The organism is Pseudoalteromonas sp. OF5H-5 (assembly GCF_021530695.1).
Taxonomy (GTDB): Bacteria; Pseudomonadota; Gammaproteobacteria; order Enterobacterales; family Alteromonadaceae; genus Pseudoalteromonas.
In genome coordinates, this window is sequence record NZ_JAKGBF010000031.1 from 1 (window position 1) to 26,639 (window position 26,639).

Sequence of the window (26,639 nt, forward strand, 5' to 3'; positions counted from 1 at the left end):
TTCGCTTCAGGCTCAGTGGAATCAGAGATTGATTTGCTCTTGGCCACGTTCGCTTCAGGCTCAGTGGAATCAGAGATTGATTTGCTCTTGGCCACGTTCGCTTCAGGCTCAGTGGAATCAGAGATTGATTTGCTCTTGGCCACGTTCGCTTCAGGCTCAGTGGAATCAGAGGTTGATTTGCTCTTGGCCATACTCGATTCAGACTTATTGCTGTTCTTGGGCTCGAGTCCTCTACTTTCTGATACATCGATCCAGCTGGTGTAACACAATTTAGCTAATGAATTTGGTTTTAAGAAAACAGCTACGCGCTCAGGTAATGACATTAAAATATTTGTATGTATCAGAGCTTCCTCAATATTATTTAACGATTTAGAATCATTCCAAACTTCACCACCTTGTCTATTAACATCTATATTCTCCATCCTTGCAACCGATTTCTGTATAACACCAGTTTGTAACGATAGCCACTCAGCAGTCTCATTATCTTTAGTTCTATAGCAAATAGTATAATTTGAGTTTACATTAATAGATTGAGATACACTTTTAGCATTGATGTTTTTATCATCTATGTTCTCAGTGTCTAATACAGATTGATAGCTGATCATTGTATTACATCCTTTTGAAAGCATAGTTGCTAGTGCTTTTGCTAATTCATCAGATATAACAAATCTAGCTTCGTCAATAACTAAGAATGTATGAGCCTTTTTTCCTACTTTTCCGAGTCTTAAAACAGTGCTAATAATTTCAGAAATTATTACCCGAGTGAACTTTATAACCAATTTATCATCGACACTTCCTCTAACTATTGCAACGCCGCCATCTTTTAGTGTTCGCTCAACATTAAAACCTCTATTCGACTTTGCCATAATTGTTTTTAAATACTTCCACTCAACAATCCGACTAGAAACTTTATTCAATGACTCTCTAAATTTGTTAGTTTTCCATTCACCAATTGCACGTTCTATAGTGCCGTCTTTTCCATTTAAAAAGGTATCAATTTCTCTTATAGAACCATCCCAATGTGGAATTATCTCACTTATTGCAGACCGTTCAATTCCCTTGTAAAAGTCACCATCTCCACCATTGTCTTGTAAATCGCATGCGGAAACGAATCTTGAATATCTTTCTCTTGTTGTCCCGCCAGAAAATGGACAATAACTACCACTTGATACACCGTTAAGATCTAATGTAATAAGATTTCTTTTATTGCTATGACAAGTCTCTCTCATAACATCAGGTATAAAGTCATCTGGCTTTTGGTCGATGAATATAACATTCCACCCTTTTATTATTGCTTGCTTTATAAGCATCTGTTGAAGAACGCCTTTACCTGTTTGGCTTGGACCAATACAGTTAATGTTATTTTTCTTGAAATCATCATCAGTAACATATATCGGTTCTTTCTTTTCATCTAAACCTAAAAAAATAAAATTATCTTTAAAGTATTTTTCAACGTCATAATCAATGCTTTTTAATTTTTCAACTTCAGTTCTAATGTCACTTAGGCTGTCCTTTGAAACCTTAAACGAGAAGCGTCTTTTTAAACTTGATAGGTATGTTGGTAAGTATCTTAAGGTGATGTATCTCCATATGAATGGAAAGAAATAACATCCAATATAAATAATTATGTTCTGGTTAATCTCTGCCTTAACTTCACTGAGTAGCATTCGGGTGAAGTTGACTTTGGAGAATGCTACCTCTGAAAAGAACAGAACTATTAGTGGCAAGAAAATTAGGCTGAACAGAGCCAGTGCTAATACAAACTTCCGGATGTAAATTGGTATCAGTTCACCTAACCCATTTTCATCTGTAACGCGAATTGGGGTTGTTCCCAATATCGCTATAGTAGATATAAAAAGACAGATTACTATACTGAGCCACGGATCAATCCCATCACCCAATTGTATAAGAGCATTCTGAATCCAGCTCTGTAGTGCTTCCAAGGTACATCTCCTTATATTACAAAAGATATTATTGATACAATACTTTCTTTGATATATAGAATAATACGTATTATGATATATATCAAAGGCAATTTACCATTCAAAAAGCACTTTCTTCGAAAGCGTTTTTTGAATGGTAAATCAAAGAAAACCCTTTAAAAAACAAGTTTTTAAAGGGTTGAGGGTAAACCCTCTTTTTAGCTTCTTATGGGCTGGACGCCCAACAAAGCTAAAAATTCACCCGCGCCCGTCACGCAAGCGTGACCCCCCGCCTTCGGCGGCTGTCTCTAAAGTATTCGTGCGAGCCTAAAGTCTCTTCGAAATACTAAGAGAGCGCGGTCATATCCCATGGATAAGCGCTAACAGTGCCAACTTGCTCATTCTTCGCAAATTGTCACAGCTAGCGCATTTTATCCATGTGAGCCGATGACCTCTCAGCGCGAAAGCGGGGGGTCACGCTCTGCTTTGACGGGCGGGGCAAGCCCCCACCAAGCGCACGGCCGTGGGCGGCCTGAAATCGCTGGGGCGATTGTCTCACTTGGCGGCTCCCCCAAAAAATAACGTCCCGCTAGGGCGGGAGCATCATTTTTTTGTGTTGTCTGTAAGTATTATTTTTGTTTTGTACAATACAGTTGTTTGTATTGTACAAAACATAAAAGGTTGGTTATGTCTAAAGAGCGTTTTTTAGAGAAAGAAAAGATTTTGCTTAGATGGCTTTTGCTTTTCGATTATACAAATAGAAAGTTAGTTTCAAAACTATTAGGTGTTAGTGATGGTGCTTTAAGTCAGTTTTATCGAGCTTTAAATAGAAGTGGATTAATATCTTTTGTCAGAGATCCAATATCAATATCTAGTAGTATGAAGCTCATTGTCCTAACTAAGTCTGGATTTGAAAGAGCACTAACTATAAATGATGATTTTGATATTGATTCATTAGTTTTGAAGAGGCATATACCAACCTCTATGGTAAGGCATAACTTGGCGATTCAATCAGTTCTTTTAGATTCTGGTGTTGATGCATACTCTGTTCTAAGTGAAAAAATAATTAAGAAAAAATTTAGTAATGTTCAAGTTGTCCCAGATGCAATAATTGCTGAAAATGGTGTTCGGGTTGGTTTGGAAATTGAGTTGACAAGAAAAAAACCTAGTAGAGTTTATTATAAATTTCAGCAGCAAATTGGGTATCTAAATTCTAGTTCAAATATATATGAAAAAGTTTACTGGTTTTTTGAAAGTAAATCTCTATTGGCTAACTATAAAAGGATTTTTGACCAAGAAAAGTGGCCGTTAGTTGATTGTGTTAATTCAAGGTATTTTATCAAGGAATCTTCTGATTCTGATTTTTGTTTTGTTCCAAGTGATTTTGATAGAGATAAATTTAAGTTTTTAATGGTGTGATTATGAGTGTTTTTGGAGATAATTTAATTAAAATTGATCACTGGCGGAGTGTTGAGGATTATATGTCACCTATAATACCGTGCTATTTAGATGATCATGTTTCTGAAATAATGATAAATAGATTTGATAATATACTTGTTCAAAGAACGGACGGGATAGCTAAAATTGAAAGCTCCTTTAGTGATGAAGCCGAACTAAAAAGATTTGTTACTCAAATTGCTTCAGCGCTAGGTCAAAAGTTTAATGAAGCAAACCCTATTTTAGATGCACGATTTCCTGATGACAGTCGTATTTGTGCTGTTCATGATGTGATTAGTCCAAAGGGAATTAACGTGACAATCAGGATTGCTAGAAAATCAGGTGGGTTAGTTACTCCTGAAGTAATGATTTCAAACAACTACATGACTCCTGAAATGTGGCATTTCCTTGTTAATGAATATTCAAATGGTAAGAATATAATATTTAGTGGTAATACTGGTTCGGGGAAAACTACAGTAATGAGAAACCTGATTGATTCGCTTGGAGATCAAGAACGTATACTCATTGTTGAAGACACGAACGAAATAAATATAAGTCATCCAAATGTGGTAAATATGGAAGCCGCAGCTAAACGGGACGTTTCTGTTTCTATGGAGCGCTTAATCCAAACAACACTTAGACAGTTTGGTTCTAAATTAGTCGTTGGTGAGATCAGAGATGGTTTGGCTGCCAATGCCTTAATCCAAGCTATCAATACAGGGGTTGATGGGTGTACTGCTTCAATACATGCTAACGGTGCTAATGCAGCCGTTAGTCGTTTGCAGTATTTACTATGTACGCTAGGATATGTAAAATTCGAACTTGCAAAAACTCTAATACTTTCATCTATTGATATTTTTGTACATTGTAAAAGGTGTAATAATCATGGACGAAAAATAACCGAAATAGCTGTTGTTAACACAAGTAGGGATGCATTAGATACTGCCTATTTTTATGACACTCTCGATGAGTGTCATAAAAAATCTTTTTAAATATAAAGGATTGCAACATTACTTTATGTTTTTCTTTAATTCATTTAAGAGCTCGTTATAACTTCCGACTTCTTTTAATTCTTGTAAATTCTCTCTGTCAATCTGAGAAATTATTATTGCACCAATTGTAACAAGGTCGTTTTTAGACACCTTTATGTTGGTTTCCTCTCTTATCAGATCTCGTAGTTTCACAAGGTCTTTATCTACACTTTCTGGGATTCTGGCTGTGCCAGAAATGCGATTCACGCCGCGGTCAAAGTAATTCAAGCTTATCTCCCATAGATATAAAATCAACTTGATATTTTTTTGGTATCATATATAAATAAAAAGTGGTGTCACTTTTTATTTGCTTTGTTAAATTGAGTATTGGCAATGATAACAGATGAATTGAAAAATTACCGTTCTTTCAACGATAGGGCCCTAGTTTTAGGGATTCCTTCAAAACTATTTGGGGGGGCTGTAGGGATGTCAATTATTTTAGTAGTAATGATCAGCTTTCCTTTTGGGCTGGCGTTCTTAGTTGCAACTGTAGTTCCCCTATATGCATTGCACAAAGACGATCCTGAAGCTGCGAATTTATATCTTTCTGAATTCTTAAGCGCTGATAAATATGTACATGATTTAAAAAAACCAATGGCGATTCGTTTTTTAGATAACGACTACGCTGTATCTACTTTTGAGACTATACAAATTAAGGAGAACCCTAATGTTTAATTTTTTACGCTGTGGAGCAGTAGGATTGTTAGCTATCTTTTCTGGTAATGCACTTGCGACACCAAGAGTATTTGATATCGGAGATGCACCCGCAGGGCCTTTAGTACGAATAACAAACTTTGTGCAAGATGTTGTGAATACTCTTGCTGGTCCTGGTGTGTTCGCTGTTGGGTTTGTTTCATTACTTGTTGTAGTTGTTTTGTGGGTGTTTGCTCCAAAGGCTGGACCTGTAATGGCTATGGCTATGCGTGTTGCTATCGGAGTTATCGTTTTGCTTAATATACCTCTCTGGTTTACCTATTTGAGCGGGAACGCGGGGTAAAAGACTATGGAGCACAATGAGCCGATAAATGAACACCTGAACATATTGGGTGCATTTAGAGATGCATATATTACCAAGAATAGTTCTTTGATTGCAGGTGCTAAAATAGCAGGTGTTGATCCAATAGGTGCTTCGCAAGATAAGCTAAAACAAGTAGCTGCACTTTATCGTGCCATTGTGCAGCTGATGCCTGAATCAGCAACCTTGTACCAATATTACTGCCATCATAAAACGGAGAATTACAATCCTAGAGCGAGAGAGGATGAACGAGTTAATGCCGTTGTAAACCGTAGAGCAAACTATCTGAATAGCCTTGAACTCGCTGAATCTAGCATCTATCACTTTATTGAACTGCCTACGCCATCAAATTTAAATAAGTTTACAGATATTAGGTTTTTAACTGATGTGCTTTCGTGTGTTTTTGACAAGGCCGCTAGGAAACGGTTACGCGCTGTTATTTCTGAAAAAGATGCAATCCTCTTTCATAAAAATGAGTTCGAGGACACCTTAACTAGATTGCATAACGAACTGACAACATACACTGATAAGTTGTCATTGATTTCATTCGAGAATACTAAATTAGAAACCTCGTCGCTTTGGTCGTTTATGCGTTATTTAGTTAATTTAGAGCATCATTATTTATCGCAGCAGGAAGTCCCCCCTATAGAAGCATGGGACGAAGCACTATCTACGGGAGAAATTGAATCTGTAGTTATTAACGGAGTGTCGTTTTTAAAAATATCAGGCGCTAAAACGATATATGCTCGAATAGGTTCGGTGCTGAATTACGGTGGTGAATACACACCATTGGCTGCGTTTTCTAAAGGTGATAAACCAGCAGTACTATGTGATGGAAATTATATCATTCAGCAACGCTGGCGACCTTTGCCTAGATTAAAAAGAGCATCGATGATTCGCTCGAGAACAGATGATATTAATAGAAAGACAATCAAATTGACGTCTCTTGTGAGTGGTAGTGATGTCATCGATGAGTCACGGCTAAGTGATTACCATAAAGATTTGCTTAAAGAGCTTAAAGAAGTGGCATCAAATGATACTGTGAAGCTAGGACAACTAAACAACAAAGTGGTTGTTTACGATGAATTACCGGAAAACGTTAATAAATGGGTTGATGATATCAATCTAAGATTAAGCTCAAATGGGATTTTTACTATATGGGAATCCGCATCACTTAAGGAAGCTTTTAAGTCTATATGGCTCGCAGGTGATAACAAACACCCGAGGTCACATACAGCCAATACAAGCCATGTGGGAGCTCTTGGACTCCTATATCAAACGTCTGAAGGTTCTAAACATTGGCGTCAAACTGGCTTAGACGAAGAATGCCTCATCTATTTGCAAACAGCTGATAATAAGCTGTTCGGATTCAATCCGTTTGTGGGCGGCAAATGTGTTGTTATTTGTGTCGGGCCTATTCGCTCTGGTAAGTCGTTTACAAGAGCAACGCTAGCGTCTCACAATATGAAGTATGGGGGCTATCATTTATCCGTCGATGTCGATGCCGGTTCTGAGTCTCTAGTAGAATACTTCTCCGACTACAGTTCGCTATTTAAGGTCACAGACGATCCCAATAGTGGGTTTAACTTATTAGCTGCCGCTAATGGTATTGATGATAAAACATTTATAGAGCACTTTTATAAGCAAATTGAGGCTTTACTACAGTTAAACTCTAGTGAAGATCTAAGAAAGCTGACGGTTGAAGAACAAAAAGACCTTGACCATGCCCTCACGGATATTTTGCGTCAACCTAAAGAGCGTCAAACGCTTTCTAATCTGGTTATTCACTTGCAAACCCAAGCCGCAGATAAGTTAGCGAGATTCGTACAAGGTGGACTATTGGGTAACTTTTTTGACTCTCGCAGTGATAGCTCAGCATCAATTACAACGCGACTTTCAGCTTTCAACCTAGAAGCGATCAAAGACAACGAAGCACTTCTACCCATAGTCATGCGCGAATTATTTTTTCGGGCAAACCGTTTATTTGAAAACCCAAAGATTCGCACTGTTCCAAAAATTTTAGATATAGATGAAAGTCATGTTTTGCTTGGTATGCCTGATGCGGGTTCAAAAATAGTGAGTGCAGCGAGGCGTATAGGTAAATATTTTGGTGGAATATGGCTTTGGTCACAAAACCCTGAAGAATATGCTAAGTGTCAGGGGTGGGACGCTCTTAGAACAGCTGCAAGTGCGTTGCTTTTTATGCCTGATTCGGAAATGGATAGTAACGTTTACAAAAGTACATTTAATCTAACCGATGGTGAATGTGAGCGAATCGCCAAGCTTACGCCAAAAAAACAGTTCTACCTAGTTCAACGCGATTTAGGAATTTCCACGGTTGTAGATCTAAATGTTGATGCAGCTCAATTCGTAATAAACGCATCTCAATCAATGGAACGCGATATTAGGGAGAAAGCGTTCAAAATGTACCCTAATGATATAAACAAAGCATTACAACATGCAGCAAAGGAAATGGGGGTTCTATGAAATTACGGCGTATTTTGGTTTCAATGTGTGTAGCTAGCGCACTGACATTAAATGCTATCAATATAAATAAGGCTCATGCTGCTGGATTCCCTGTCATCGACATAGCCAGTATTGCTCAAGCTGTGGTTGATTACTCACAGCAATTAACACAGTACGCTGAAATGATCCAGCAAGGCGTAAAGCAGGGGCTACAAATAGCAAATCAAATTAAAGAGTATGAGCAAATGCTAAGGGAATACGAAACGATGCTCACGAATCTACAAGATTTGTCAGAATTAGTTTCATCGCGCGATATGCGAAAGGCGTTTGCGTTGGTAACTAATTCGAACCTCTCTCAATTTGTCGCACCTGAATTTTCAAACATGACTCAAGAGATGTTAGATGTATGGGTTGCAGTCGATGAAATTAGAGCTATTCAGTATGGTGGAATTGACGATGTAGAAAACGCGTTGCAACGTATCGATGCATTGTTTCCAAATAACCCGAATGCTGTTGCGCAGGCTGAAGTCATTATTAATTATCAGAAAGCGACTGTAAATAAGGCAGCGTTAAATGAAGGTTATGATGCACAGCTAGAGTTATTTGAGGAAAACCTTAGGAGGCAAGAAAGCACTATTGATTCTTTGGGCCCAGAGTCTGAGTTACCTACGTTGCAAACAATAGCCCATTTATTAGTTAGTCAGCAAAAAATACAGTTGGCGGAAATGCGTAAAAATTCTGCTGAAAACAGATCTGAATTATCAATCGAAGAAATTGTTGCTAGAAAGCAAGCTGACGCATTAGAGCGGAAGATTATTAAAGCAGAATCAATCACATCAAACAACATAACGTATAGGGATTAATCATGAAACTTAAACATACACTTATAGCACTAGGGTTATTATCACTCCACAGTATGGCCAAGGATGTCATTGTTAGATATGAACAGCCACCTTGGCATACTAATCAGCCATATATGGACGATGAATATTCTATCCAGTACGGAAAAGAGAGTGTTAAACGGGATAAAGTAATTGATAGTAATTTGTTGAAGTGTAGGAAAAAAGAATATTCATATACTGAAAGAATGAATTGTATAACTCAAGTCGAGAATGATAATCCACACCCCATGCTTAAAAGAGGAAGTGATGAGTACATACAGGCTCATTACATCAATAAGCTTTCGTCAGGTACAACAGCAACAAAACTCAAAACGGTGCTGCTTGAGTTAAGTGACACTCGCAAAAAAACAAGGCAAGTGACGCAGTTCGGTAAGCCTAAACTTGGAGAATTAACCTTTGAACAAGTCAATCGAGAGATTTGTGAGATAGAGCGCATTATTGGCTTTCTCTCAAGTGGAAAATACTGTGTAAGGTAGAGTCATGGCCACTTTTCTTAGGTTCAGTTTAATTCTGTTTGTATGCTTTTTTTCAGTTGAATCAATAGCTGAAATTAATGTGGATAGAGTAGAAGTCAATGATCGTTTTGAAGCTGAACTAGCAACTGTTATCAATAACATCTTAACTGAACCTGATAGTGTTGTGCAGCAGTTAGGGGTGATCGTTGTTAGGGTGCTTTACTTTGCGTTGCTATTTTTTGCTATAGCTCGCTTTGTGCTGGTCGGGTTTTCTTTTGACTTGCTCACCCCTGTTTTTATTGCATTTATCTTAGGCATATTGACTGAGACTTACATGATATGGACGTCTGGCATTTTTGCGTTTTTTGACGTATCGGCTCTTGGCCTACAAGAAATCGCTGTGGGTACAGATAGTAGGTGGTATTTATCCACTTATATTGGCGCGTTATGGGATAGGATTGAAATAACGCCAGTTACCATTTTTGACTCAATAGAGATACTGATATTTTTTGGTATCACCATTCTATGCCAAATAATTCTAGAAATAGTTATTAGCATTTCAGAGATTTACGCTAATTTTGGATTTGCATTAGCTCAAATTATTGGGCCCGTTTTTTTGCCTTTCATTATTCATCCGTCCACCCGTTTTCTGTTCGACCGTTGGCTATCTTTAATGCTTTCAATGGCTGTATTTGCTTTTGTTGTACGGTGTGTTGGGGTTGTTTATTCGTTACTAACCATGGCGATGATTGGGCATTTCGATTCATCTCAAACATTAGATTCGACTGTGTTGGTTGATCCAATGTCTGATGGTGGAGTCATGACAATGCTCATCATAAATAGTGTAGTAGGCATAATTTTCATATTGGGAGCGGGTAAGATTTCGAGTTCTATTGCAGGTGGTGTAGGCAGTAGCGGATTTAGTAATTCGGCTATGAGAGGCGGAATGAAGCTAGCAGCAAAAGTGTTAGGAAAATTTATTTAAGGATAGGTTCTATATGACTATGTTAAATACCGAAGACGAACATAAAAGTATAAATAAGGCGTTTGAATCACCGGAAACAAAAGGTAAGTTAATCAGCAGCAACTCAAAGTGGTTTCTGTTAAGTATTACTTTAGTGTTGGTTATATTAATTATGTTATTTATGCTAAATAATGCCTATAAGGATGCAAATAAAGCCCCTGAATATCGATGGGTTATGTTGTATCCGGATGGGCAGTGGCGCATACAGTTTACTCCGCCGGACTCTCCACAAAAATTTTTTAGAACAACAATAGATTCACTCTTAACGGATTATCTAGAGTATCGCTATCAGCGCATACCTCAAACAATCCGAAATGATTTCGGGCGTGCCACAACGTTCATGTCTAAACCCGTACATACTGATTTCATGAAGCCTACAGGCGGAAATGCTGTTGAAGTGGCTGGCACACTATCAACATCCCGCTCACCAATTAAAACAGAAATTAGTGTTCTGTTTTTTGATCACCAAGACATTGTTGATGATGCCATCTTTGCTTCTGGCAAAAAGCCGGTGATACGAACAGCAGCCTATATTAAGGAAGTTGATAAAGACCAATATGGAAATGAGGTATCTAGGCCTGTTCGCAGAATTGTAAATCTATCGTGGACATTGTTGTCACTCAATGAACTCAAACGTAAAGAGAAAAAGTTCTTTGAGGTGAACCCGTTAGGTTTAGAGATCCTGTCGGAAAAGTCACGCATCGATGGCGCTTACACAGAAACAAAATAAAGGAACTACATAATGAAAAAACTCACTTCTTGTATTGCCTCTTTGGCACTTGCATTTACATTTACGGCTTCAAGTATAGCTGGTGAAACGCCATGTAAACGTGTCATGTGGCACGAATCTAAACCATTAAAAATCTACGCTGGCCTTTATAAGCATGTGCATGTGATTTTGCCTTCTGAACTTGAGATGCAGCCTGTAAATGCGAATGCTCTGTGGGATGCGACTGGAAAAGGTAAGCACTTATTTATTACGCCTACCTCAAATGAAGAACTTGGAACGCGCACAACTATCAGTGCATTAACAGTTGATGGTAATTCGTTTGATTTCATTACTGAGGTTGATGAATCCAAGTTCTCAGCGTGTGTGAGAATAATAAATAATCCGACATTAAATGCTAACCAGCTGCGCGCCTTAGAAAGTCGCGGTAGCTCCGCAAGCACTCAGGAGCTAGAAACTAAGATAAAAGCAATGGAGTCGAATTATAGACGTTTGTTGTCACAATCCGAAAAAGAGAAACGTGAGGCAGTGATCGAGGCTGTTAGAAAGTATCGATATCATATTTATACTCGATACAACTGGAAAGCCTCAACGTCACGTCGCTCGTTTATTGGCAGTGACCTAATTAGTGATGTGTATGACGATGGACGTTTTACATACCTACGTCTCACTAATGACAATAAAGGATTGCCCGCTATTGAAGCTGTCATTAATGGTGAACCGGAGTTGATAGAAGCTAAATATGATGAAGTAGCAGATCTATATCGTGTAGTTGGAATCTATCCGATGTTGTCTTTGAAATATAAAGAAGATGAAGTCAAGATCTCTCGAGCTGATACAACAAGTCGGGGTGAGTTCTAATGGCAAAGGAGCTTGAACCTAAAATTAACGAAGAAGCTGGCACAGTTAAAATTAAAGTACAAAAGTATTTGATTCTTATGTTTGTGTTTGTTTCATTCGCTTTTCTATGGGGCTTAATTAACTCCTTTTCATCTGAAGATGAAAAGGTTGCTAAAAAAGAAGAGCCTGTAGCCAAAGAAAAAGAAGTGGTCGTTAAAGCTGAGCAAAAGGAGGTGGGTAATTTTAACGATGCTGTTAAGAGTGAAATGTTGCGTTTGGAGCGTAATAATCGAACCAAAGAGTCTAATGAAGCTATACAAGAGGCAAGGCAACGCATTGCTGATGAGGCGAGACCATACGTCCCTGAGTCTAAATCAGATTCACCCGCGGTCGAATCTGAATCTGTTAGTGAATACGAGGCTTTTAAGAAAGACGTTATTGCAAGTGGTAAAGTCAGGACTCTAGTTGATATTGAGAATTATGCGAATACTGAAGTTAAGCTTGAGCGTACCGAAGAAGATTTTGCAGTCCAAGAGAGAAAGCGAGCGTTAGAGGCTCGGCGCGGTAGCGTTACATTAGCACCAGTAACAATAACAACTGGTGGCCAATCGCGAGCTGCTTCTGTTTCAGAACATAGTGAACGGCCTAACTCGATTAATCGAAAGTTGGCAGAAATAAAAGCGAAAGCAGCTGAAGCGGAAGCACTCAAGAACAAAATTCTTTCTGGTGACTATTCTTCCGGTGATTTGAATAGCTTGGCAAGTGATATTGCTCAAGTTCGTGAACACCATCGGCCACGCTATAGTAAAGTTAGAACGGACGAACCTAGAATTGTAGGTGCTGAAGTAACTAAAGCGAATGAAATAGGAATAAACGGAGTTAAATTGCCTACCGCTACAGCAATTAAAGCTGTGCTATCTCAAACCGTAATGAGTGACTACACAAACAAGCCATTTAAAGCCCAAATAACTCAAGATGTTTACGATGCAGACTATGAAACCATTTTGTTTCCAAAGGGAACAATTGTTGATGGTAAGGCTGTTCGTATATCCAATATTAATGAGCCGATCCAAGCAAGAATGGGATTAACAATAAACTGGTTTGTTCTTCCTAATGGTAATCGTGTTGATTTTTCTCAAAGTGCTCAAGCGCTGGATGCAATGGGAATTGGAGGGATAAAAGACGAAGTGAATTACCATGCATTGGCTCAGTTTTTAGGAGTCGTAGCATATGCAGTTGTCTCAAGTGAAACCTCTAGCGATACATCCAGTACATTAACTGGACAGACAAATATTGGTGGTGACATTGGCCGTGGAATTAGGGAGCAGCTTTCACCGTTAGCAAGCAGGTATTTGAGCTTAGTACCAACTGTCACACTGAACACTGGCACACCAATAACGATATATATCGAAAACGAAATGCATGTAGAACCGTGGGGGACTATCTATGACAAACTTATGTAGAACGATGGTTTTTATAACCGCTTTTATTCCTGGTCTTGTTATGGCTTTTGACCAATTAGAAATCAAAATGAGAACCAGCTACCCAACTGATACCGTGACAGTTAAAGAGGCCGTTGATTACTTACTAGAGCCTACAGATTACAAGCTTGATATATACAACAAGCACGCAAAAGGCGCGATTGAAATAGGCTACGGTCGAGTATCCCCGATTAATAAGCGCGTGAGAACAATGAGTATATATGATGCTATTCAAGGCTTGATTGGTCAGAACAATACAATCTTGGTAGACCACACGAACAAATTAGTATCATTTCAAAGTGGAGTGAGTAAATGATGACATATAAATTTCTAATTTTACTCATTGTGGCCATGATGCTGAACTTAACCGGATGTACAAAAAAATATGATGCTCGGCTAATTGATAAAAGTTCATTGGAGCTGAATAGAAACATTATTGAAATGGATCTCACGACTGGTGAGCGCATCAAAAGTGAAGAAATAGAGGTGTTGCAGCCTCTCAAGCAAGGACAAAATAATGAACCGGATTTTAATTAGTGTTTTCACATTGTCTTTATCGATTCCCACTCTAGCAAAAAAACCAGACTCAAATCCGTACGGATTCGATTGGAAGTCATCTGCGGATATGAGCGGTGCTTTCATGATGTGTGGTTTAACTGGATTCGTAATCGAAGACTGCCCGAAAGTATTACTCAAATGTATGACAGACCCAGATTTGCTAAAATTTAAACTCTTTGGGGTGCGGTCAAAATGCTTAGATTTATTTGCATTCTTAACCTCTGCTACAGATGTAAAAGAAGCAATAGACTATGCAAATGAGCAATCTGGCTCTCTACTCGATGAAGAAGCAAAACGGTCATTGTATGATGGCTCTAGAGTCGTTGAGGATTATGAGCAAACGAACGACCAAGAAGTTACACGAGAGTTATACAAAAACACCAAATATTACAAAGCGGATCTGGCTGCTGAAAACCTTATTAATGATGACTATGCTAAATATTATTATCAAGGTGAAAATGGCAGAGGCGGCTACGGTAGCAGTTATTACCAGCGCAATTACTTCGACAATAATGTGTACAGTGGTGAAACGCCATCAGAAGCATATGATCGAGCTTATGAAGACTACATGGTGAAGTCTGGTGCTTATAATTGCCGTGGCTTAGTTGATGATATTCCCCCTAATTGCTTAATTGATCATAGAAAGAAGGCGAGGGAAGCAGGTTCTCGCGCATATAGTGAGGCTGATGATCTTAGAGATGATGCGTATTCTGATTGGCGTAGATGGCAAGGCTGGGATAATTACGGCTATGGCCGGACTGAGCTTGAGGGAAACTACAATACAGACAGGCTAACTGCATATTATCACGCATATTTATCAGCGCTGGATGGTATTTGCAGAAATAACGAAGCATGTGCAAAACGAGAAGCTCAGAAAAGCATTGATAGTATGCGGTTAATGGATTAGGAGAAGCTATGTCTAGGCATTATCATAAAACTCAATATTTGGGAAAAAATGTAATAGTCATGATGGGCTTTGATAGGAAGTTAAGGGGCTTTTTCATGGTTATAGAATATGCAGAAATTGAAACTGATGACTATGTATACTCTAACTTATACGAGGCCGACCCTTACCCGAAAAGCTTAACTCGATATAAAGATATTTTGCAAAGCCTTAGAATTTCAGTCCCTGAACAAATGCTAGCTGAAGTTGAGCGAGATTATAAAAACAAAGTCGGAAATAAAGACGTTGTTCATAGCATAGAGAACAAGATATATACTCGACGGTTGGACTTATTTTACGCTTAAAATGTAGTCGATAGAGAGTAGTGCTTTACTCGCTATCGCTACCAACCCAAACCGTAAACAACAAAACTATCACTGATAAAGTCAGGCCGAGACATACTTTCAATAAATAAAAACTAAAACATAATACGTTTTTTGCTATGGTCATAAGAATTCCCTTAAGTTTGTACTAGACTTAACAACTGATGCAATTGATCAATTGAATTGATCAATTGTATTAGTGTAGTATAGTTATTAGAAATTACTGTAAGGTTTTGTCATGAAAAATGATACTGAAAAGCTTAAGCACGTACATGTTACGTTGGACTCTAAGACATTCCAGCGGCTTAATGTTGCCTTGGCTATCAAGTCAAAATCTAAGCAAGCATTTTTTGAAGAATCAGTAGCTAAGCTTTTAAAAGAAGTTGCTCTTCCGGAAAGCGTAGATAATAGTAATTTAGAAAATCAAGAAGTGGCTAACTAACGTTACAAGTCACCAGATAAAGGAAAACCGCGCCTGTCGCCAAACAGAAAGCGCGGTTTAAAACATAGTTTCAAGGTTAATTGTAATGATAAACGACAATTATGCAACCTTGAATTATACGTTCATGCGTAGGATTCAAGGAAATGTCATCTAAAAAACAAGTATTCATCGCACTTGAAGTGCTCAATTTAACTGGTTCTGAGACTCAAACTTTAGTTTTAGGCCATATTGCATACCATCATGCCAAGCACGGGTCGTTTAACTCTAGCGTATCTGCAATTGCTAAATATCTAAACTATAGTGTTAACGCAGTAAAAAATGCTCTACATGCACTAACCTTGTATAAAGACGAGCATGGGCAGCCACTGATCCATCATGAATTACAAGACAACTACAATAGAAAGATTAGGTTGAATGCCAAGCATGCGTTAGGTTTTAAGCTTGTACAGTCTTATGCACGGATGGTGATGCCCAGAAATCCTAATGATATAATCACATTACATATCAATCTGTATTCGGTTTCGCTTGATCTTTACCATTCTGAACATCGTTATGACTCTCGCCATCAGCACAAAATGTTAGTGCTAAAATCACTGATCACTGCAAAAATAGAGTCTAACTTGCTGAACTCTAAAAATAGACGAAATACATATAGTCAGACTGTGCAGCAGTTGGCTGAAAAGCTTGGCTGGGCAGCAGCTACTATTCAAGCTCTTATATCATCAATGATAAAAACAGGCCTTATTTCTGTAGTTAAAGAGCGAGTTGAGTCATACCGTGGCCTTTTATATATTTTCGGTATTATTACTAGTAGTCGTACGAAACGAAAATCGCCGTTAACAAGAACACCTAAGCCCTCATAGAGCTAAAATATAGATAACACTGCACTGTGCGGTGTCTTTTTCATGCCTGAACGTCAGAAACAGCCTATTGGGCTTCTTTTTTATTTTCGAAAAATACATTTTGGCCAAGTTCAACCACTGATACTTCAAATTAGCCGGCACTTAAAAGGTCGATCTTTAACCCTTAATTAAATTAGTGACACTCAAATAAGCGCAAAATAAATTAGTGATACACTTAACGCAATTAGTGACCCTTTAAGAAAAATTAGTGCTTTTATATAGAAAATTAGTGCTGGCTTTAAATAGAGTAATAGATAGAGATAAAAATAAATAGAAAGATAGTACTGATGCTCCGCATCTTGCACATATCATTTATTTTATTTTATCAGAAGATAGGCATTTGTTGCTTATTGTGTTGTGGTAAGCGTTAATTAGTGTTGGTAAGTTGTTTGTTATCTTGTGGTCAGCTTGCTGTCCACAGATAACGAATGACTTATCAATGCGGTTCGCGAAGCGGAAATTCATGCTTTCCATAACAGTTAAAGATGAGAGAGTAGTTACCAAGTAACTACTCTCTCACTCCGGCTAATACATAGAATCATAAGTGATACTATGACAACCATTTTTTTCAAGCTCAGCTAAAAAGCATTTTACTTGAGTTTGTTCAACTTCAGCTTCAGATGAAACGCCTTCGAAAATCCAATAAACGATAAACATTATCGTTATCTCCTTAAAAAGGCATCAGTCTGACTAGGCCAGACTGATGCCTGACCTAGTTAATGTTCCTTTCAATCCACGTAGCTTTCACTATGGAACATAAAAGTGGATATGGGATAACTAAACTATTGATAGCCTAGTTACCCCAGCAAGATTTATTTATCCTCTTTCTTGCTGCGTGCAATTACCACAATTGGCGTGAACTCAATACCGATTAAGGTCGTTGAAATCTCACCACCAAAGCAGTAGACACCCGCTGTTAACAGAGCAGAAGCGATAAATGCTTTCATCTTCTTACCTTAGTAAGAGTGAAAAGCTAAGTTGCTGATCTCTATTTTTACAACTTACTTCGCTTGTATGCATCTACAAATGAATTTCGCCTTCCACTTGGTTGAGCTATAGACCAGTAGAGACGGTTTCCAACCCGCACTATAACTATACTCACGGTTAAAATTGATATATGTGGAAAAGCGATATAACAGATGCATAACTAGTTTATCAATTCTGCTCGCTTTTAGTACTATTTTTGTGCATTTTTTTGACACTACTGTCAATAAGCGTTATATTGAGGGGGCATCTACAAATGAATTTCGCTTTGTACTTCCAATACAAAGCTTAAAAAAACCGCTATCCAAAGCGGTTTTTTTGTGCCTTTAATAAGAGCGTTTTGCATCATTTTTATGCTAATATTTGTATTGTACAATACAATCTAAGGATGAAATATGAGTAGCCCAACGGAAGCCACTTATGATGAATTACAAATAGCATTTGATTTTTTTAACACCCACCTCTTTGATGGCCAACTACCCCAGTGCTTGATAACTTTGCAGCGAGAGAAGCGGACTTATGGTTATTTTTCACCTGAACGATTTATAAATACTGATGGGGAAAAGACTGATGAAATAGCTATGAATCCAGCGTATTTTGCTATTTGCCCACCTGAAGAGGTATTGCAAACCCTAGTTCATGAAATGACTCACCTTTGGCAATATCACTTTGGTAAGGCTGGCCGAGCTGGATACCATAATAAGGAGTGGGCATTCAAAATGGAGTCTATTGGATTAATGCCATCCGCCACAGGTAAAGAGGGAGGGGCTAAAACTGGTGATAAAATGTCTGACTATATAATTAAGGGAGGCCGTTTTGAAAAGGTGGCTATTAGCTTACTTACCCGAAGTTTTAGGATCTCATGGGCTGATAGATTCCCTGCTCGAGAGAAAATAGAGCAGGCCATTGCTGAAAACTCTATTGATGATATTAAACCGGAGTTAGAGCAATGGGGGGTTGAAATAGGAGAAGATGGGGAAGTTATGATTGGTTCAGACTCAAAACCTACAAGAGCAAAGTTCACGTGTCCGGAATGTAGTACCAATGTTTGGGGTAAGCCATCATTAAACATTGTTTGTGGGGATTGTAATATTTCATATTTAAAGTGCTAAAAAATTATATTATATGTTATATAATATAAATATGTTTTTTAGCATAAAAAACACAAAGGAAGGATCTGCTATGAAAATTTATATCGCTTTAGCCATTTTATCTGGAGCAATTGGTCATGCTTATAAAGACAGCATTCAATACTACTTTAAGTACTTCATCAGCATCGAGGATAGTTTCATTATTGCCTCTAGTATCTTTTTTGTGATTTTTATATTTTTAATGTTTTTTATATTTTTTATGCTAATAAGGGTGTGCAGCAAAGAGCAGCAGAATTTAAAGTGACTTCTTTATTTTTCTTGCTAGCGATAGGCAAACAAGCACCCCTGTTTGCTTTGGTTTCGGTTTTTGATACTCCTTATCTATGATGGGGTGGCCTCGACCATTCAGTACTAGGTAGACTGCTCCATCGATGTATACAGCTATGTAGTCAGCTCCTAGCTCATGCCATGGTTGATCACTAAAAAGGCAATTACCTGCTTTAATTGCTTTTATATTGTGTATAGTTAGATTTTCGAATTGTTTCATTCTAAAAATAGATGTGAAACCCTTAAATGGAACTCGAATAGCTTCGCCAGTTCTTGTTGTGCAGCTGACTGAGTTTTGACAAATTGCATTGGTTGATGATGCTAAACCGCCAGAGGTGAGATAGATATTCCCGAAATTGAAAGTGCATCTAATGATGGGCATAGTCTTAAAGCGCTGTTTATATGTACAGTATATTGTATTATATAGCTAGTTCTAAAATTGGCTAGTGTGAGCTCGTTTATCATTTGCTTTTTTCTGGATACCTGTCTTTTTTAACATAATGTAAATTATGGTCGCATCCATTTTTTGTTTCGCTTAAAAAAGCTATCCAAAGCCTCAAAAGTGCAAATTAACTTTGATTAAAATCGGTCAGTTTGCCAAAAAAAAAGTTGGTCAAATTGACCACTTTTAGGTTTTACTGGTTTCCGGCCTAAAAGACTTTTAAAGCAACATTTTCGTATATTTTTACCAGATACGCTCTGATACAAAGATAAGGATGATCATCTTGTTAAGATCAATGAAAAGGTGGTGGGAAAACTTAACTCGCACTTATGAGGAATCTGAGTTTCCTAAAAGCCAATCTGAACACGGCGAAGAAACCCTCACAAAGTACGAAAAGATTAACCTTTTAATAGAATATGCAGATGAGATTGGCATCTCTAAGTCTGATATTCTGCAAAAGCTATTGGAAGATAGAAAGCGTTCAAGAGGTTGTAGGCGTTCTGGTGCTAGTGAGCTAATGGAAGTCAGATCAAGAGAAAATCGACGTAATGTTATGCAGTATTGGAAGAAGTAAAAAATAGGTGAGGATTTATAGAAAAAAATTAGTTTGAAAGTTTTACTTGCTCACTAGAAAGTAGCGCTTAAATTCGCTATTAATGTTCAGGTAGGTGAGGTTTCGGCTCGACGTATAGCCTGTTCCTCATAATCAATACATACATTATTTTTGATAAGGATAGCCATGAGCATTAAATTCAATCTCTCTGGATTAGGAACTATTTATAATGAATCGCTTAGGAGAGCAGAGCCTACTTTGGCTTTTGAGATTGCTCAAGGTCGTGGTCGGTTCGTTTTTATGATGTTTTTCTCTGAAGAGGATAAAGAGTCTAAAGATAGATTGTTCGTACAACTAAGAAATACGAAAGTTTTTCTAGAGTTCAAAGTGTATGGCAGCCATAGAAATGGTGACTTTATAGTCTATTTTAAAGAACAGGATCAAGAAGCCATTATTAATGAACTGATGCTTGAAGGTGGGGGGCAAGCGTTTAGTTTTGAGAGATTTGTAGTACAGTTAAATCAACAAATACCGATTGAGCTGCCACTCCAGAAAAAACTTGATAAATTAAGAGAGGTTTGGCCTGAAGTTAAACCTAATCTAGCGAATACCGTGGATGATGCACATAAAACAAATCTGATCGGGATTATGAGGCTGCCTGAAGGTAAAAAGCCAAGAGATAAAACTTTAAGAAAATTGTATATGCACACGAATGGAAGTGCTGAAGTGATTTCAAAGTTTATCGATACCCTTAAGGCCGCTGGAGTGACCTTAGCATGGACTGATAGAAACGTTGACCAGGTATCTTTTTCTGAGTTGATGGCAAGAATAAATAGCCAGCATGCTCACTAACACCTAGCCGCTTTAGTTAGAATGCGGGTCGCCGAGGGGACTATACCCGCGGGAAGAGAGTAACGTATACCCGCGGCAAATTGGAATAAATATCGTTAAGGACTTTTATGGTCAGTAAAGCATACAGGGAGGGACTAAGTGCAAAAAGTTTATATGACTGTCCCTATGATAAATCATCAGATGAATACAATGATTTTGAACGTGGGTTTGTTCAAATGTTAAAGCGTACCCCAGATCACTTTTTTAGAAATGAATCAGGTCCTATTGGCGAACCATCTCCCTATCATAATTTACGAGGCAGCCAATTACTGGGTGAAAAACCGCCTTGGAGGGGCAAATCGTATGCAGAAGCACGAAAAAAGTAACTTTCTTGAGGTTTAGAATACAAATATGGGGATTGTAACGAGAGCTCAACCTGGGGAAGACGACTTGCTAATTGGTACCGAGGCTGAAAATTTGATAATCAAAGACCTCGGTGAGAAATTGGTAAAGATCATTGCGCCGCCAAGTGGAGTTTGGACACATGATTCTTTGGAAGCTATTGACTATTACAAGATAAGTAAAACTGGTTGGAATGCCTATTTAGGTGCTCATTGGATTGGTAGTTCAGAAGTTTAAATATCTAGAAATATTAGCTTTAAGGTAAATAAAATGCTTAATAATCTGCATCAAATTAAAGATATAACACTAAAATTAAGAATTGAACAACTACGTGAACTGTGTGACGACTTCCTCAAAAATGAGTCCGATGAATTTTACAGCAAAGAAGATAAAGTTATTGGTATTTGTTGTTCAGCTAAAAACGTCTTAGAACAAGCCTGCATTGAGCTTAAACAATAACCTGAATCAAAATGGTAGATATTGTGGAAAGCTTGAATTTCCGCTTCGCGAACCGCATTGATAATGCCATTCGTTATCTGTGGACAGCAAGCTGACCACAAGATAACAAACAGCTTACCAACACTAATTAACGCTTACCACAACACAATAAAGCAATAAATTTAATACCTTTTGTTGAAATACGGCATTTAAAAACCTACAATTAATTCGTCCGCTTTTCTGCTCTATAGCTTCTTGCTATTCGGACTAACTAAGAGCATCCACAATTGTCAGGCTATTCCTGACAATTGTCGGGTATAGCCTTTAACTAAAAGGCTTTTCACATGCAAACACTTGCACGTTTATTGGAATTATCATCGAATGTCTGTGACATCTCAAAGACTGTAGATTATCTGAGTATCGAAGCTATATCCGGTAGAATTGGTTTACACGAATTCTATCTTTTTTCGGCACAGCATAATTTACAATATTTGATACCTGTTGACGGCCATTGTATGTCATCACTAAGTGATGATGGCAGTGTCTTTTTTATGGGTAAAGATGATAATGGAGTAATAGATTTTCGCATTGTTTCTGCTCTTTATGAGCCGAAATTAACGCATGATCAGATTGCTACCACAACCGCATTGTATCTTAACAATGCTTTAAATTAAGTTGGACTTTATGAGTCTTACTACTGCTTTTTAGCACAAGAAAGGGAAACATTGTTTCCCTTTTGATTTCTTGCTATTGAGCTCAGTTTACTCTCTATCTGGCAGCTCGGGGCTAGTGACTCCACCACCTGCCCCGCCTTTAACTTTTTCAAGTAACCATGAAGGTAATTCAATCATTTACAGTCTCCTGATGCTTATGCCTCTGCGCAAAAGTTAATGCTGCGAATCCTGTTAGGAAGTGCAATACCAGTTGTACGTTATCTCTGATATATAACTTAAAGAGCGCGGTATCAATTACATAGTATTTGTACATTAGAACTTCTATGTACGTTATCAAATTTACCAGTAATGACAGACTAAAGACACACATCAAAGCTCCTTCTGGAACTGTGAATCTGTGGCTTTCCCAAACTCTTTGAAAGTAATTTAGGCCAGTAAGGTTATGCAGCTTTATTGCAATTCTTTTTCTGTAAATTATAGGTATGAAAAATAGGACGTTCATAAATACGCCCCATAAATAATAGTTAAGCTTCCATTGCATAGACATAGGAATGGTTAGTTCATCGATTAATTCAACTATTAGGACTGTAAATATAAACCACCTACCTGTGTCGGAATGCCAAGCTAGCCCTAGTGCAACTAGCAACATAGGAAATACAATATAATTAAAAATATCCATCATCATTCCTGATTTTCTGATTCAGACTTTACTTTTGCTGATGGTGATAAGAAGCCAAAGTATGAACCTAGATCTTTACCACAAATTAGCATGATATCAATTAGCTGTGAAAGCGTAAGCTCTGTTTTTCCACTTTCCCAATTAGATACTGTTGCTTGCACTACATTTGAGTTCATTTTATCGGCTAATTGTTTCTGTGATAAACCTAGCTCCTGTCGCATTTGTCTAATTGAGCGCTGGACTTCGACTTTTAGGTCTTCAGTCTGCTGTTTTCTTTGTGATCTTCTCATTCATTCAAGCATCCGTTTGTTGTAGGTACATTTATTAATTTTTTAATACGAACATAGTAGATAATTTTAACATAAAGGCAACAGTTTGAAATATCTTTTATGGAAACAGATGCTATGACCGCTTCTATGTCTATCAGTGTGATGAACCAGTTCTTAAACAAGGTAGGGATTGGTATTGCACCGTTAAGAGAACACTTTGTTAATGAAAGCTTTTATCACTTTAATGTATTTGCACTAGCCAATGGTACGAAAATGACGAATCTATATGTTCGCTGTATTGAGGAGTCTTATGTTTATTCAGATTTATTTGAATGTCCCACTATAAGCGAGCTTGAAGATGGATTCTTGTTACTGATCATTGCTAGACGTAATAGCGAACCTATGGCGTGTATATTTGCTCCGTTTGAAGCGGCTGAAGCTGACAAAATAGAAGTTCTATCAAGAATGCAATCTCAATTTGCATGTTCAAAGACACTTCGAAATATTTGCTTGTGCTTGTAAACATAAATATATTTTTTATGCCAAAAAATATATTTATGTTTTTTGTTGTTTTTTATGTTTTTTAGGTCTAGCCTAGAGTTGGATTTTTTACTTAAGGATTAATACATGATTCTTACTATTTTTAGTCAAGCAGGAGGGGTCGGAAAAAGTACGACCGCCCTGAATTTACTATTCACATTGAAAGAAGCAGGCATAAACAATGTAACTATTGTTACCAATGAACAAGCTCACGGGTTAAACGAAATTATATCTAAGAGCGATTACGTAGTCTTACCGGAACGGGGGACTAGTATTCCTAAAGAATATCTGACGTCTAATAAAGACCAGGTAATCATTTTTGACTTTGCAGGAAAAACAGATGAACGTATTAAATCTGCTGCTCTTGCGTCAGATCATGTCCTGATACCAACAAAAGGCGAGTCGTCTAATAAAATTCAGCAGTTTATACAGACTGTTAATGATATCAGTGATTACACCTCAAAGATCACTATCTTACTAACTAGCTATAAAAAGGTCTCAAAGAGTAATAAGCGTCTTTTTGAGATGGCTGGGGACTTACTTTATAAATACCCGACTTATCCAATTAAACATTCAGAGGCGTTTAACCAGATATGGGATGAGAAACGTAGTGTTCGAGCTATGTGGACAGATGGGGGGTTAAATGGAAGAAACTATGAAGAACCTAAAGAGCACTTTAATGATCTAGTGAAACATTTATTTGGTGGTAATGATGAGTAAAAAAAATGACGATCTAGGAGAGTTCCTAGCCCAAAAGCAACGTCATATAGATAGCCAAAATCCTAGCTCTACTAGCTCTAATTTAATTGAGAGCGCGATAATGGAGTCTGAGCAAGGCAAAGCTGGTAGGCCGAAGAAAACCGCAAACGAATCTACGACAGCGCGTGTCGTTGGTTATGTGTTGCCATCAGAAAAAGAAGCACTTAATAAAAAGCGAGGTCTGGTTTCTGAGTCAAAAATAGTCGCAGAACTAGTCCGAAAATATATAAACGGTGAGATTGATTTGTAATTAGAGTGTGAAGGAGATAGCTATGTCACAAATTATATTTAAGTCAAAATACTCTGCATCAGTATGGGATGTGACGCTAATTGATAGCGAAAAAAGGAATATTCATAGCTTCGGCAAGCTAACTGCATTTACTGTTTTTCAAGTAACTCAAAACTTTTCAAATACTGAGTTTCGAGACATTGTGAATCAGAGGCTAGAAGAAACTTTCGATGCGGTAAAAATTAACTCAGGATTGCTTGAGCAGTTAGTTTCAAATACAGGATATAACACCACACAGTTGATAGAGTTGGCTGAGTTTTCCAGCTCTGATGGTTGGCCGTTCGCCTACCAATCAACAATACCAAACAATCCTACCTTAATTAAAATGCATCAAGTCTTTGCTGAGTTTGATAGTCAATCGTTAATAATTGATGCCTTGCTGAGAACCGGAGCTTTGCAGCTGTCGAGTGTAAAACAGCTACAAAAGAAGTTTGTTAAGCCAATCAGGAGGTTTTTGCAAATTACGTCCGAAGAAATTAAAAAGAAAGGACTAAACAAAAACATAAGTATTGATGACCGGATAGCTTAAATAGTGTTCACTATTAAAAGCCTTGATTTCAAATTACTACTTGCTATCCTAAAAACGTCGGCTTTTCTGCTCAGTAGCTAACGCTATTCCGACTAACCATGAGCATTCACATTTGTCAGGCAATAGTCTGACAAATGTCAGATCTATTGCCTCTAGCAATGAGGTAAATCTATGTCTAAGAAATCAGATATTCAGCAAACAGTCACTAACCAAATCATTAAATCGCTAGAATCAAATAGCTACTTACCTTGGCAATGTCCTTGGAAGCATGCTGGTTTTTCTGGCTTACCATTTAACTTTGCTACAAAGGAAAGTTATAGCGGTATAAATATTCTTTTGCTTTGGTTTGAAGCTCATGAAAAAGGCTATACACAAAATGCGTGGCTAACGTTTAATCAAGCTAATGCATTAGGAGGCCGGATCATAGCTAATGAAAAATCGACTAGATGTATCTTTTTTAAGCCTCTCGAGGTCGATGACAGTGAAAGTGGTGAAACAAAGGTTATACCTATGCTGAAGCCATTTAATGTATTTAACATTGAGCAAATAGAGGGTATTGAAAGGGAGGTTGTCACTCCTGAGTATGATGATATGTTGTCAGACGATATTTTCGAATATTTTCAGTTGTTAGGTACAAAGTTTGCTGAAAATGCAGGTGTGTCGCTAAAGCATGGTGGCTTTGAAGCGTTTTACCAACCAAGCGCTGATAAAGTTGTTATGCCTGATCTTGAACTGTTTATGTCTGCTAATGGGTATGCATCAACATTGATACATGAATTAGCCCATTCTACAGGACATAAGTCACGTTTAGATCGGTTCGATAAGCAAAATAACCTCTTTAACAAAAAGGAGGCTTATGCGTTCGAAGAACTTGTTGCTGAGCTAACATCTGCATTTGTTTGCGGCGAAATGGGTTTAACTGGTGAACACTTGCAACATGAGTCATACATAGCATCGTGGTTAAAAGCACTAAAAAATGATAAAACGTTTATTTTTAAGGCAGCTGCCGCAGCTAGTAAAGCTCATAAATATATCAATGAAAAGTCAAAAGACTTGATAGAGCAGGTTGCATGAGTCAATAGATACGGCCTTTTGGCCATTTAGAAAGGGTGCAATGCACCCTTTTTATTTTTTGAGTAAATCGGCTATTAACTGACTATCAAGCTTCTTAGGTTTGCTCTTGGCCACATTCGCTTCAGGCTCAGTGGAATCAGAGATTGATTTGCTCTTGGCCACGTTCGCTTCAGGCTCAGTGGAATCAGAGATTGATTTGCTCTTGGCCACGTTCGCTTCAGGCTCAGTGGAATCAGAGATTGATTTGCTCTTGGCCACGTTCGCTTCAGGCTCAGTGGAATCAGAGATTG

36 protein-coding genes are annotated in these 26,639 nt (G+C 37.8%); 30 read left to right on the top strand and 6 right to left on the bottom strand.

All coding sequences use genetic code 11. The features are described from left to right. Positions 1 to 1,943: TraM recognition domain-containing protein (locus tag L1271_RS23885; protein WP_235368948.1), on the bottom strand; the 1,943-nt coding region annotated here is incomplete at its 3' end. Positions 1,944 to 2,609: 666 nt separating this feature from the next. On the opposite strand from L1271_RS23885, the gene L1271_RS23890 reads away from it, so the two are divergent. Further along, positions 2,610 to 3,341 (top strand): hypothetical protein, encoded by a 732-nt coding sequence (locus tag L1271_RS23890; protein ID WP_235368949.1) that lies wholly within the window; start codon positions 2,610 to 2,612, stop codon positions 3,339 to 3,341. 2 nt (positions 3,342 to 3,343) lie between these two features. Continuing rightward, the gene (locus L1271_RS23895) at positions 3,344 to 4,351 is read left to right on the top strand and encodes an ATPase, T2SS/T4P/T4SS family (RefSeq protein ID WP_235368950.1); all 1,008 of its coding nucleotides are present in this window, start codon (positions 3,344 to 3,346) and stop codon (positions 4,349 to 4,351) included. Positions 4,352 to 4,369: 18 nt separating this feature from the next. On the opposite strand, the gene L1271_RS23900 is transcribed toward L1271_RS23895, so the two are convergent. After that, positions 4,370 to 4,618, bottom strand: coding sequence for a hypothetical protein (locus tag L1271_RS23900; RefSeq protein ID WP_235368951.1), 249 nt, complete (start codon positions 4,616 to 4,618; stop codon positions 4,370 to 4,372). A 105-nt stretch (positions 4,619 to 4,723) separates the two neighbouring features. Here L1271_RS23900 and L1271_RS23905 point away from each other — a divergent pair, with 105 nt between their 5' ends. From L1271_RS23905 to L1271_RS23975, 15 genes are all read left to right on the top strand, one after another. Further along, the gene (locus tag L1271_RS23905; protein WP_235368952.1) at positions 4,724 to 5,065 is read left to right on the top strand and encodes a hypothetical protein; all 342 of its coding nucleotides are present in this window, start codon (positions 4,724 to 4,726) and stop codon (positions 5,063 to 5,065) included. Continuing rightward, a complete protein-coding gene (locus tag L1271_RS23910) occupies positions 5,058 to 5,387 on the top strand; it encodes a hypothetical protein (RefSeq protein ID WP_235368953.1) in 330 nt (109 codons plus the stop codon). The genes L1271_RS23905 and L1271_RS23910 overlap by 8 nt, the downstream gene beginning before the upstream one ends. A 6-nt stretch (positions 5,388 to 5,393) precedes the next feature. Continuing rightward, positions 5,394 to 7,892, top strand: a complete 2,499-nt coding sequence (locus tag L1271_RS23915; RefSeq protein WP_235368954.1) for a VirB4 family type IV secretion system protein — start codon at positions 5,394 to 5,396, stop codon at positions 7,890 to 7,892. Beyond that, positions 7,889 to 8,734 (top strand): hypothetical protein, encoded by an 846-nt coding sequence (locus tag L1271_RS23920; RefSeq protein WP_235368955.1) that lies wholly within the window; start codon positions 7,889 to 7,891, stop codon positions 8,732 to 8,734. Before L1271_RS23915 ends, L1271_RS23920 begins: the two co-directional genes overlap by 4 nt. A 2-nt stretch (positions 8,735 to 8,736) precedes the next feature. After that, a complete protein-coding gene (locus tag L1271_RS23925; protein WP_235368956.1) occupies positions 8,737 to 9,249 on the top strand; it encodes a hypothetical protein in 513 nt (170 codons plus the stop codon). A 4-nt stretch (positions 9,250 to 9,253) separates the two neighbouring features. Continuing rightward, complete coding sequence (locus L1271_RS23930) at positions 9,254 to 10,213, top strand: type IV secretion system protein (protein ID WP_235368957.1); 960 nt, start codon at positions 9,254 to 9,256, stop codon at positions 10,211 to 10,213. Between the two features lie 13 nt (positions 10,214 to 10,226). Continuing rightward, positions 10,227 to 10,982 carry a hypothetical protein gene (locus L1271_RS23935; RefSeq protein WP_235368958.1) on the top strand — a complete coding sequence of 252 codons (756 nt, stop codon included), beginning with the start codon at positions 10,227 to 10,229 and terminating at the stop codon, positions 10,980 to 10,982. 12 nt (positions 10,983 to 10,994) lie between these two features. Continuing rightward, positions 10,995 to 11,840: a TrbG/VirB9 family P-type conjugative transfer protein gene (locus L1271_RS23940; protein WP_235368959.1), complete on the top strand. Its 846-nt coding sequence runs from the start codon at positions 10,995 to 10,997 to the stop codon at positions 11,838 to 11,840. Beyond that, a complete protein-coding gene (locus tag L1271_RS23945; RefSeq protein WP_235368960.1) occupies positions 11,840 to 13,282 on the top strand; it encodes a TrbI/VirB10 family protein in 1,443 nt (480 codons plus the stop codon). Before L1271_RS23940 ends, L1271_RS23945 begins: the two co-directional genes overlap by 1 nt. After that, positions 13,266 to 13,616 (top strand): hypothetical protein, encoded by a 351-nt coding sequence (locus L1271_RS23950; protein WP_235368961.1) that lies wholly within the window; start codon positions 13,266 to 13,268, stop codon positions 13,614 to 13,616. Before L1271_RS23945 ends, L1271_RS23950 begins: the two co-directional genes overlap by 17 nt. After that, positions 13,613 to 13,837, top strand: a complete 225-nt coding sequence (locus L1271_RS23955; RefSeq protein WP_235368962.1) for a hypothetical protein — start codon at positions 13,613 to 13,615, stop codon at positions 13,835 to 13,837. The genes L1271_RS23950 and L1271_RS23955 overlap by 4 nt, the downstream gene beginning before the upstream one ends. Continuing rightward, entirely contained in the window at positions 13,818 to 14,765 is a 948-nt protein-coding gene (locus tag L1271_RS23960; protein WP_235368963.1) for a hypothetical protein, read from the top strand. The genes L1271_RS23955 and L1271_RS23960 overlap by 20 nt, the downstream gene beginning before the upstream one ends. Before the next feature lie 95 nt (positions 14,766 to 14,860). Then, positions 14,861 to 15,106 carry a hypothetical protein gene (locus L1271_RS23965; RefSeq protein ID WP_235368964.1) on the top strand — a complete coding sequence of 82 codons (246 nt, stop codon included), beginning with the start codon at positions 14,861 to 14,863 and terminating at the stop codon, positions 15,104 to 15,106. A gap of 256 nt (positions 15,107 to 15,362) precedes the next feature. Further along, complete coding sequence (locus L1271_RS23970; protein WP_235368965.1) at positions 15,363 to 15,566, top strand: hypothetical protein; 204 nt, start codon at positions 15,363 to 15,365, stop codon at positions 15,564 to 15,566. Between the two features lie 143 nt (positions 15,567 to 15,709). Beyond that, positions 15,710 to 16,429, top strand: coding sequence for a helix-turn-helix domain-containing protein (locus tag L1271_RS23975; protein WP_235368966.1), 720 nt, complete (start codon positions 15,710 to 15,712; stop codon positions 16,427 to 16,429). 564 nt (positions 16,430 to 16,993) lie between these two features. Here L1271_RS23975 and L1271_RS24800 read toward each other — a convergent pair. Together L1271_RS24800 and L1271_RS24805 are read right to left on the bottom strand one after the other, a co-directional pair. Beyond that, the gene (locus L1271_RS24800; RefSeq protein ID WP_268831110.1) at positions 16,994 to 17,125 is read right to left on the bottom strand and encodes a hypothetical protein; all 132 of its coding nucleotides are present in this window, start codon (positions 17,123 to 17,125) and stop codon (positions 16,994 to 16,996) included. A 155-nt stretch (positions 17,126 to 17,280) separates the two neighbouring features. Continuing rightward, on the bottom strand, positions 17,281 to 17,415 hold the full coding sequence (locus tag L1271_RS24805) for a hypothetical protein (RefSeq protein WP_268831109.1): 135 nt from the start codon (positions 17,413 to 17,415) through the stop codon (positions 17,281 to 17,283). 432 nt (positions 17,416 to 17,847) lie between these two features. Between L1271_RS24805 and L1271_RS23980 the strand changes: the two genes are divergently transcribed. The 8 genes from L1271_RS23980 to L1271_RS24015 all read left to right on the top strand — a co-directional run bounded on the left by L1271_RS23980 (position 17,848) and on the right by L1271_RS24015 (position 22,210). After that, positions 17,848 to 18,564 (top strand): SprT-like domain-containing protein, encoded by a 717-nt coding sequence (locus L1271_RS23980; RefSeq protein ID WP_235368967.1) that lies wholly within the window; start codon positions 17,848 to 17,850, stop codon positions 18,562 to 18,564. 70 nt (positions 18,565 to 18,634) lie between these two features. Further along, entirely contained in the window at positions 18,635 to 18,847 is a 213-nt protein-coding gene (locus L1271_RS23985; protein WP_235368968.1) for a hypothetical protein, read from the top strand. A gap of 760 nt (positions 18,848 to 19,607) precedes the next feature. Then, positions 19,608 to 19,886 (top strand): hypothetical protein, encoded by a 279-nt coding sequence (locus tag L1271_RS23990; RefSeq protein ID WP_235368969.1) that lies wholly within the window; start codon positions 19,608 to 19,610, stop codon positions 19,884 to 19,886. Positions 19,887 to 20,051: 165 nt separating this feature from the next. Continuing rightward, positions 20,052 to 20,717, top strand: a complete 666-nt coding sequence (locus L1271_RS23995; protein WP_235368970.1) for a hypothetical protein — start codon at positions 20,052 to 20,054, stop codon at positions 20,715 to 20,717. Between the two features lie 107 nt (positions 20,718 to 20,824). Continuing rightward, positions 20,825 to 21,082, top strand: coding sequence for a hypothetical protein (locus tag L1271_RS24000; protein WP_235368971.1), 258 nt, complete (start codon positions 20,825 to 20,827; stop codon positions 21,080 to 21,082). Between the two features lie 25 nt (positions 21,083 to 21,107). Next, positions 21,108 to 21,335 (top strand): hypothetical protein, encoded by a 228-nt coding sequence (locus L1271_RS24005; RefSeq protein WP_235368972.1) that lies wholly within the window; start codon positions 21,108 to 21,110, stop codon positions 21,333 to 21,335. Positions 21,336 to 21,368: 33 nt separating this feature from the next. Then, positions 21,369 to 21,557 carry a hypothetical protein gene (locus L1271_RS24010; protein ID WP_235368973.1) on the top strand — a complete coding sequence of 63 codons (189 nt, stop codon included), beginning with the start codon at positions 21,369 to 21,371 and terminating at the stop codon, positions 21,555 to 21,557. A 323-nt stretch (positions 21,558 to 21,880) separates the two neighbouring features. Next, entirely contained in the window at positions 21,881 to 22,210 is a 330-nt protein-coding gene (locus L1271_RS24015) for a hypothetical protein (protein WP_235368974.1), read from the top strand. Between the two features lie 681 nt (positions 22,211 to 22,891). Here L1271_RS24015 and L1271_RS24020 read toward each other — a convergent pair. After that, positions 22,892 to 23,179 carry a helix-turn-helix domain-containing protein gene (locus tag L1271_RS24020; RefSeq protein WP_235368975.1) on the bottom strand — a complete coding sequence of 96 codons (288 nt, stop codon included), beginning with the start codon at positions 23,177 to 23,179 and terminating at the stop codon, positions 22,892 to 22,894. Between the two features lie 99 nt (positions 23,180 to 23,278). Here L1271_RS24020 and L1271_RS24025 point away from each other — a divergent pair, with 99 nt between their 5' ends. The 5 genes from L1271_RS24025 (at position 23,279) to L1271_RS24045 (ending at position 26,349) form a co-directional block, all read left to right on the top strand. Further along, positions 23,279 to 23,680: a hypothetical protein gene (locus L1271_RS24025; RefSeq protein ID WP_235368976.1), complete on the top strand. Its 402-nt coding sequence runs from the start codon at positions 23,279 to 23,281 to the stop codon at positions 23,678 to 23,680. A 105-nt stretch (positions 23,681 to 23,785) separates the two neighbouring features. Then, positions 23,786 to 24,418, top strand: a complete 633-nt coding sequence (locus L1271_RS24030; RefSeq protein ID WP_235368977.1) for a ParA family protein — start codon at positions 23,786 to 23,788, stop codon at positions 24,416 to 24,418. Further along, positions 24,411 to 24,707 carry a hypothetical protein gene (locus tag L1271_RS24035; RefSeq protein WP_235368978.1) on the top strand — a complete coding sequence of 99 codons (297 nt, stop codon included), beginning with the start codon at positions 24,411 to 24,413 and terminating at the stop codon, positions 24,705 to 24,707. Before L1271_RS24030 ends, L1271_RS24035 begins: the two co-directional genes overlap by 8 nt. A gap of 22 nt (positions 24,708 to 24,729) precedes the next feature. After that, positions 24,730 to 25,275, top strand: coding sequence for a hypothetical protein (locus tag L1271_RS24040; RefSeq protein WP_235368979.1), 546 nt, complete (start codon positions 24,730 to 24,732; stop codon positions 25,273 to 25,275). A gap of 171 nt (positions 25,276 to 25,446) precedes the next feature. Further along, complete coding sequence (locus L1271_RS24045; RefSeq protein WP_235368980.1) at positions 25,447 to 26,349, top strand: ArdC family protein; 903 nt, start codon at positions 25,447 to 25,449, stop codon at positions 26,347 to 26,349. A 51-nt stretch (positions 26,350 to 26,400) separates the two neighbouring features. On the opposite strand, the gene L1271_RS24050 is transcribed toward L1271_RS24045, so the two are convergent. Further along, positions 26,401 to 26,639, bottom strand: a 239-nt coding sequence (locus L1271_RS24050; protein ID WP_235368981.1) for a hypothetical protein, incomplete at its 5' end; no start/stop codon positions are given.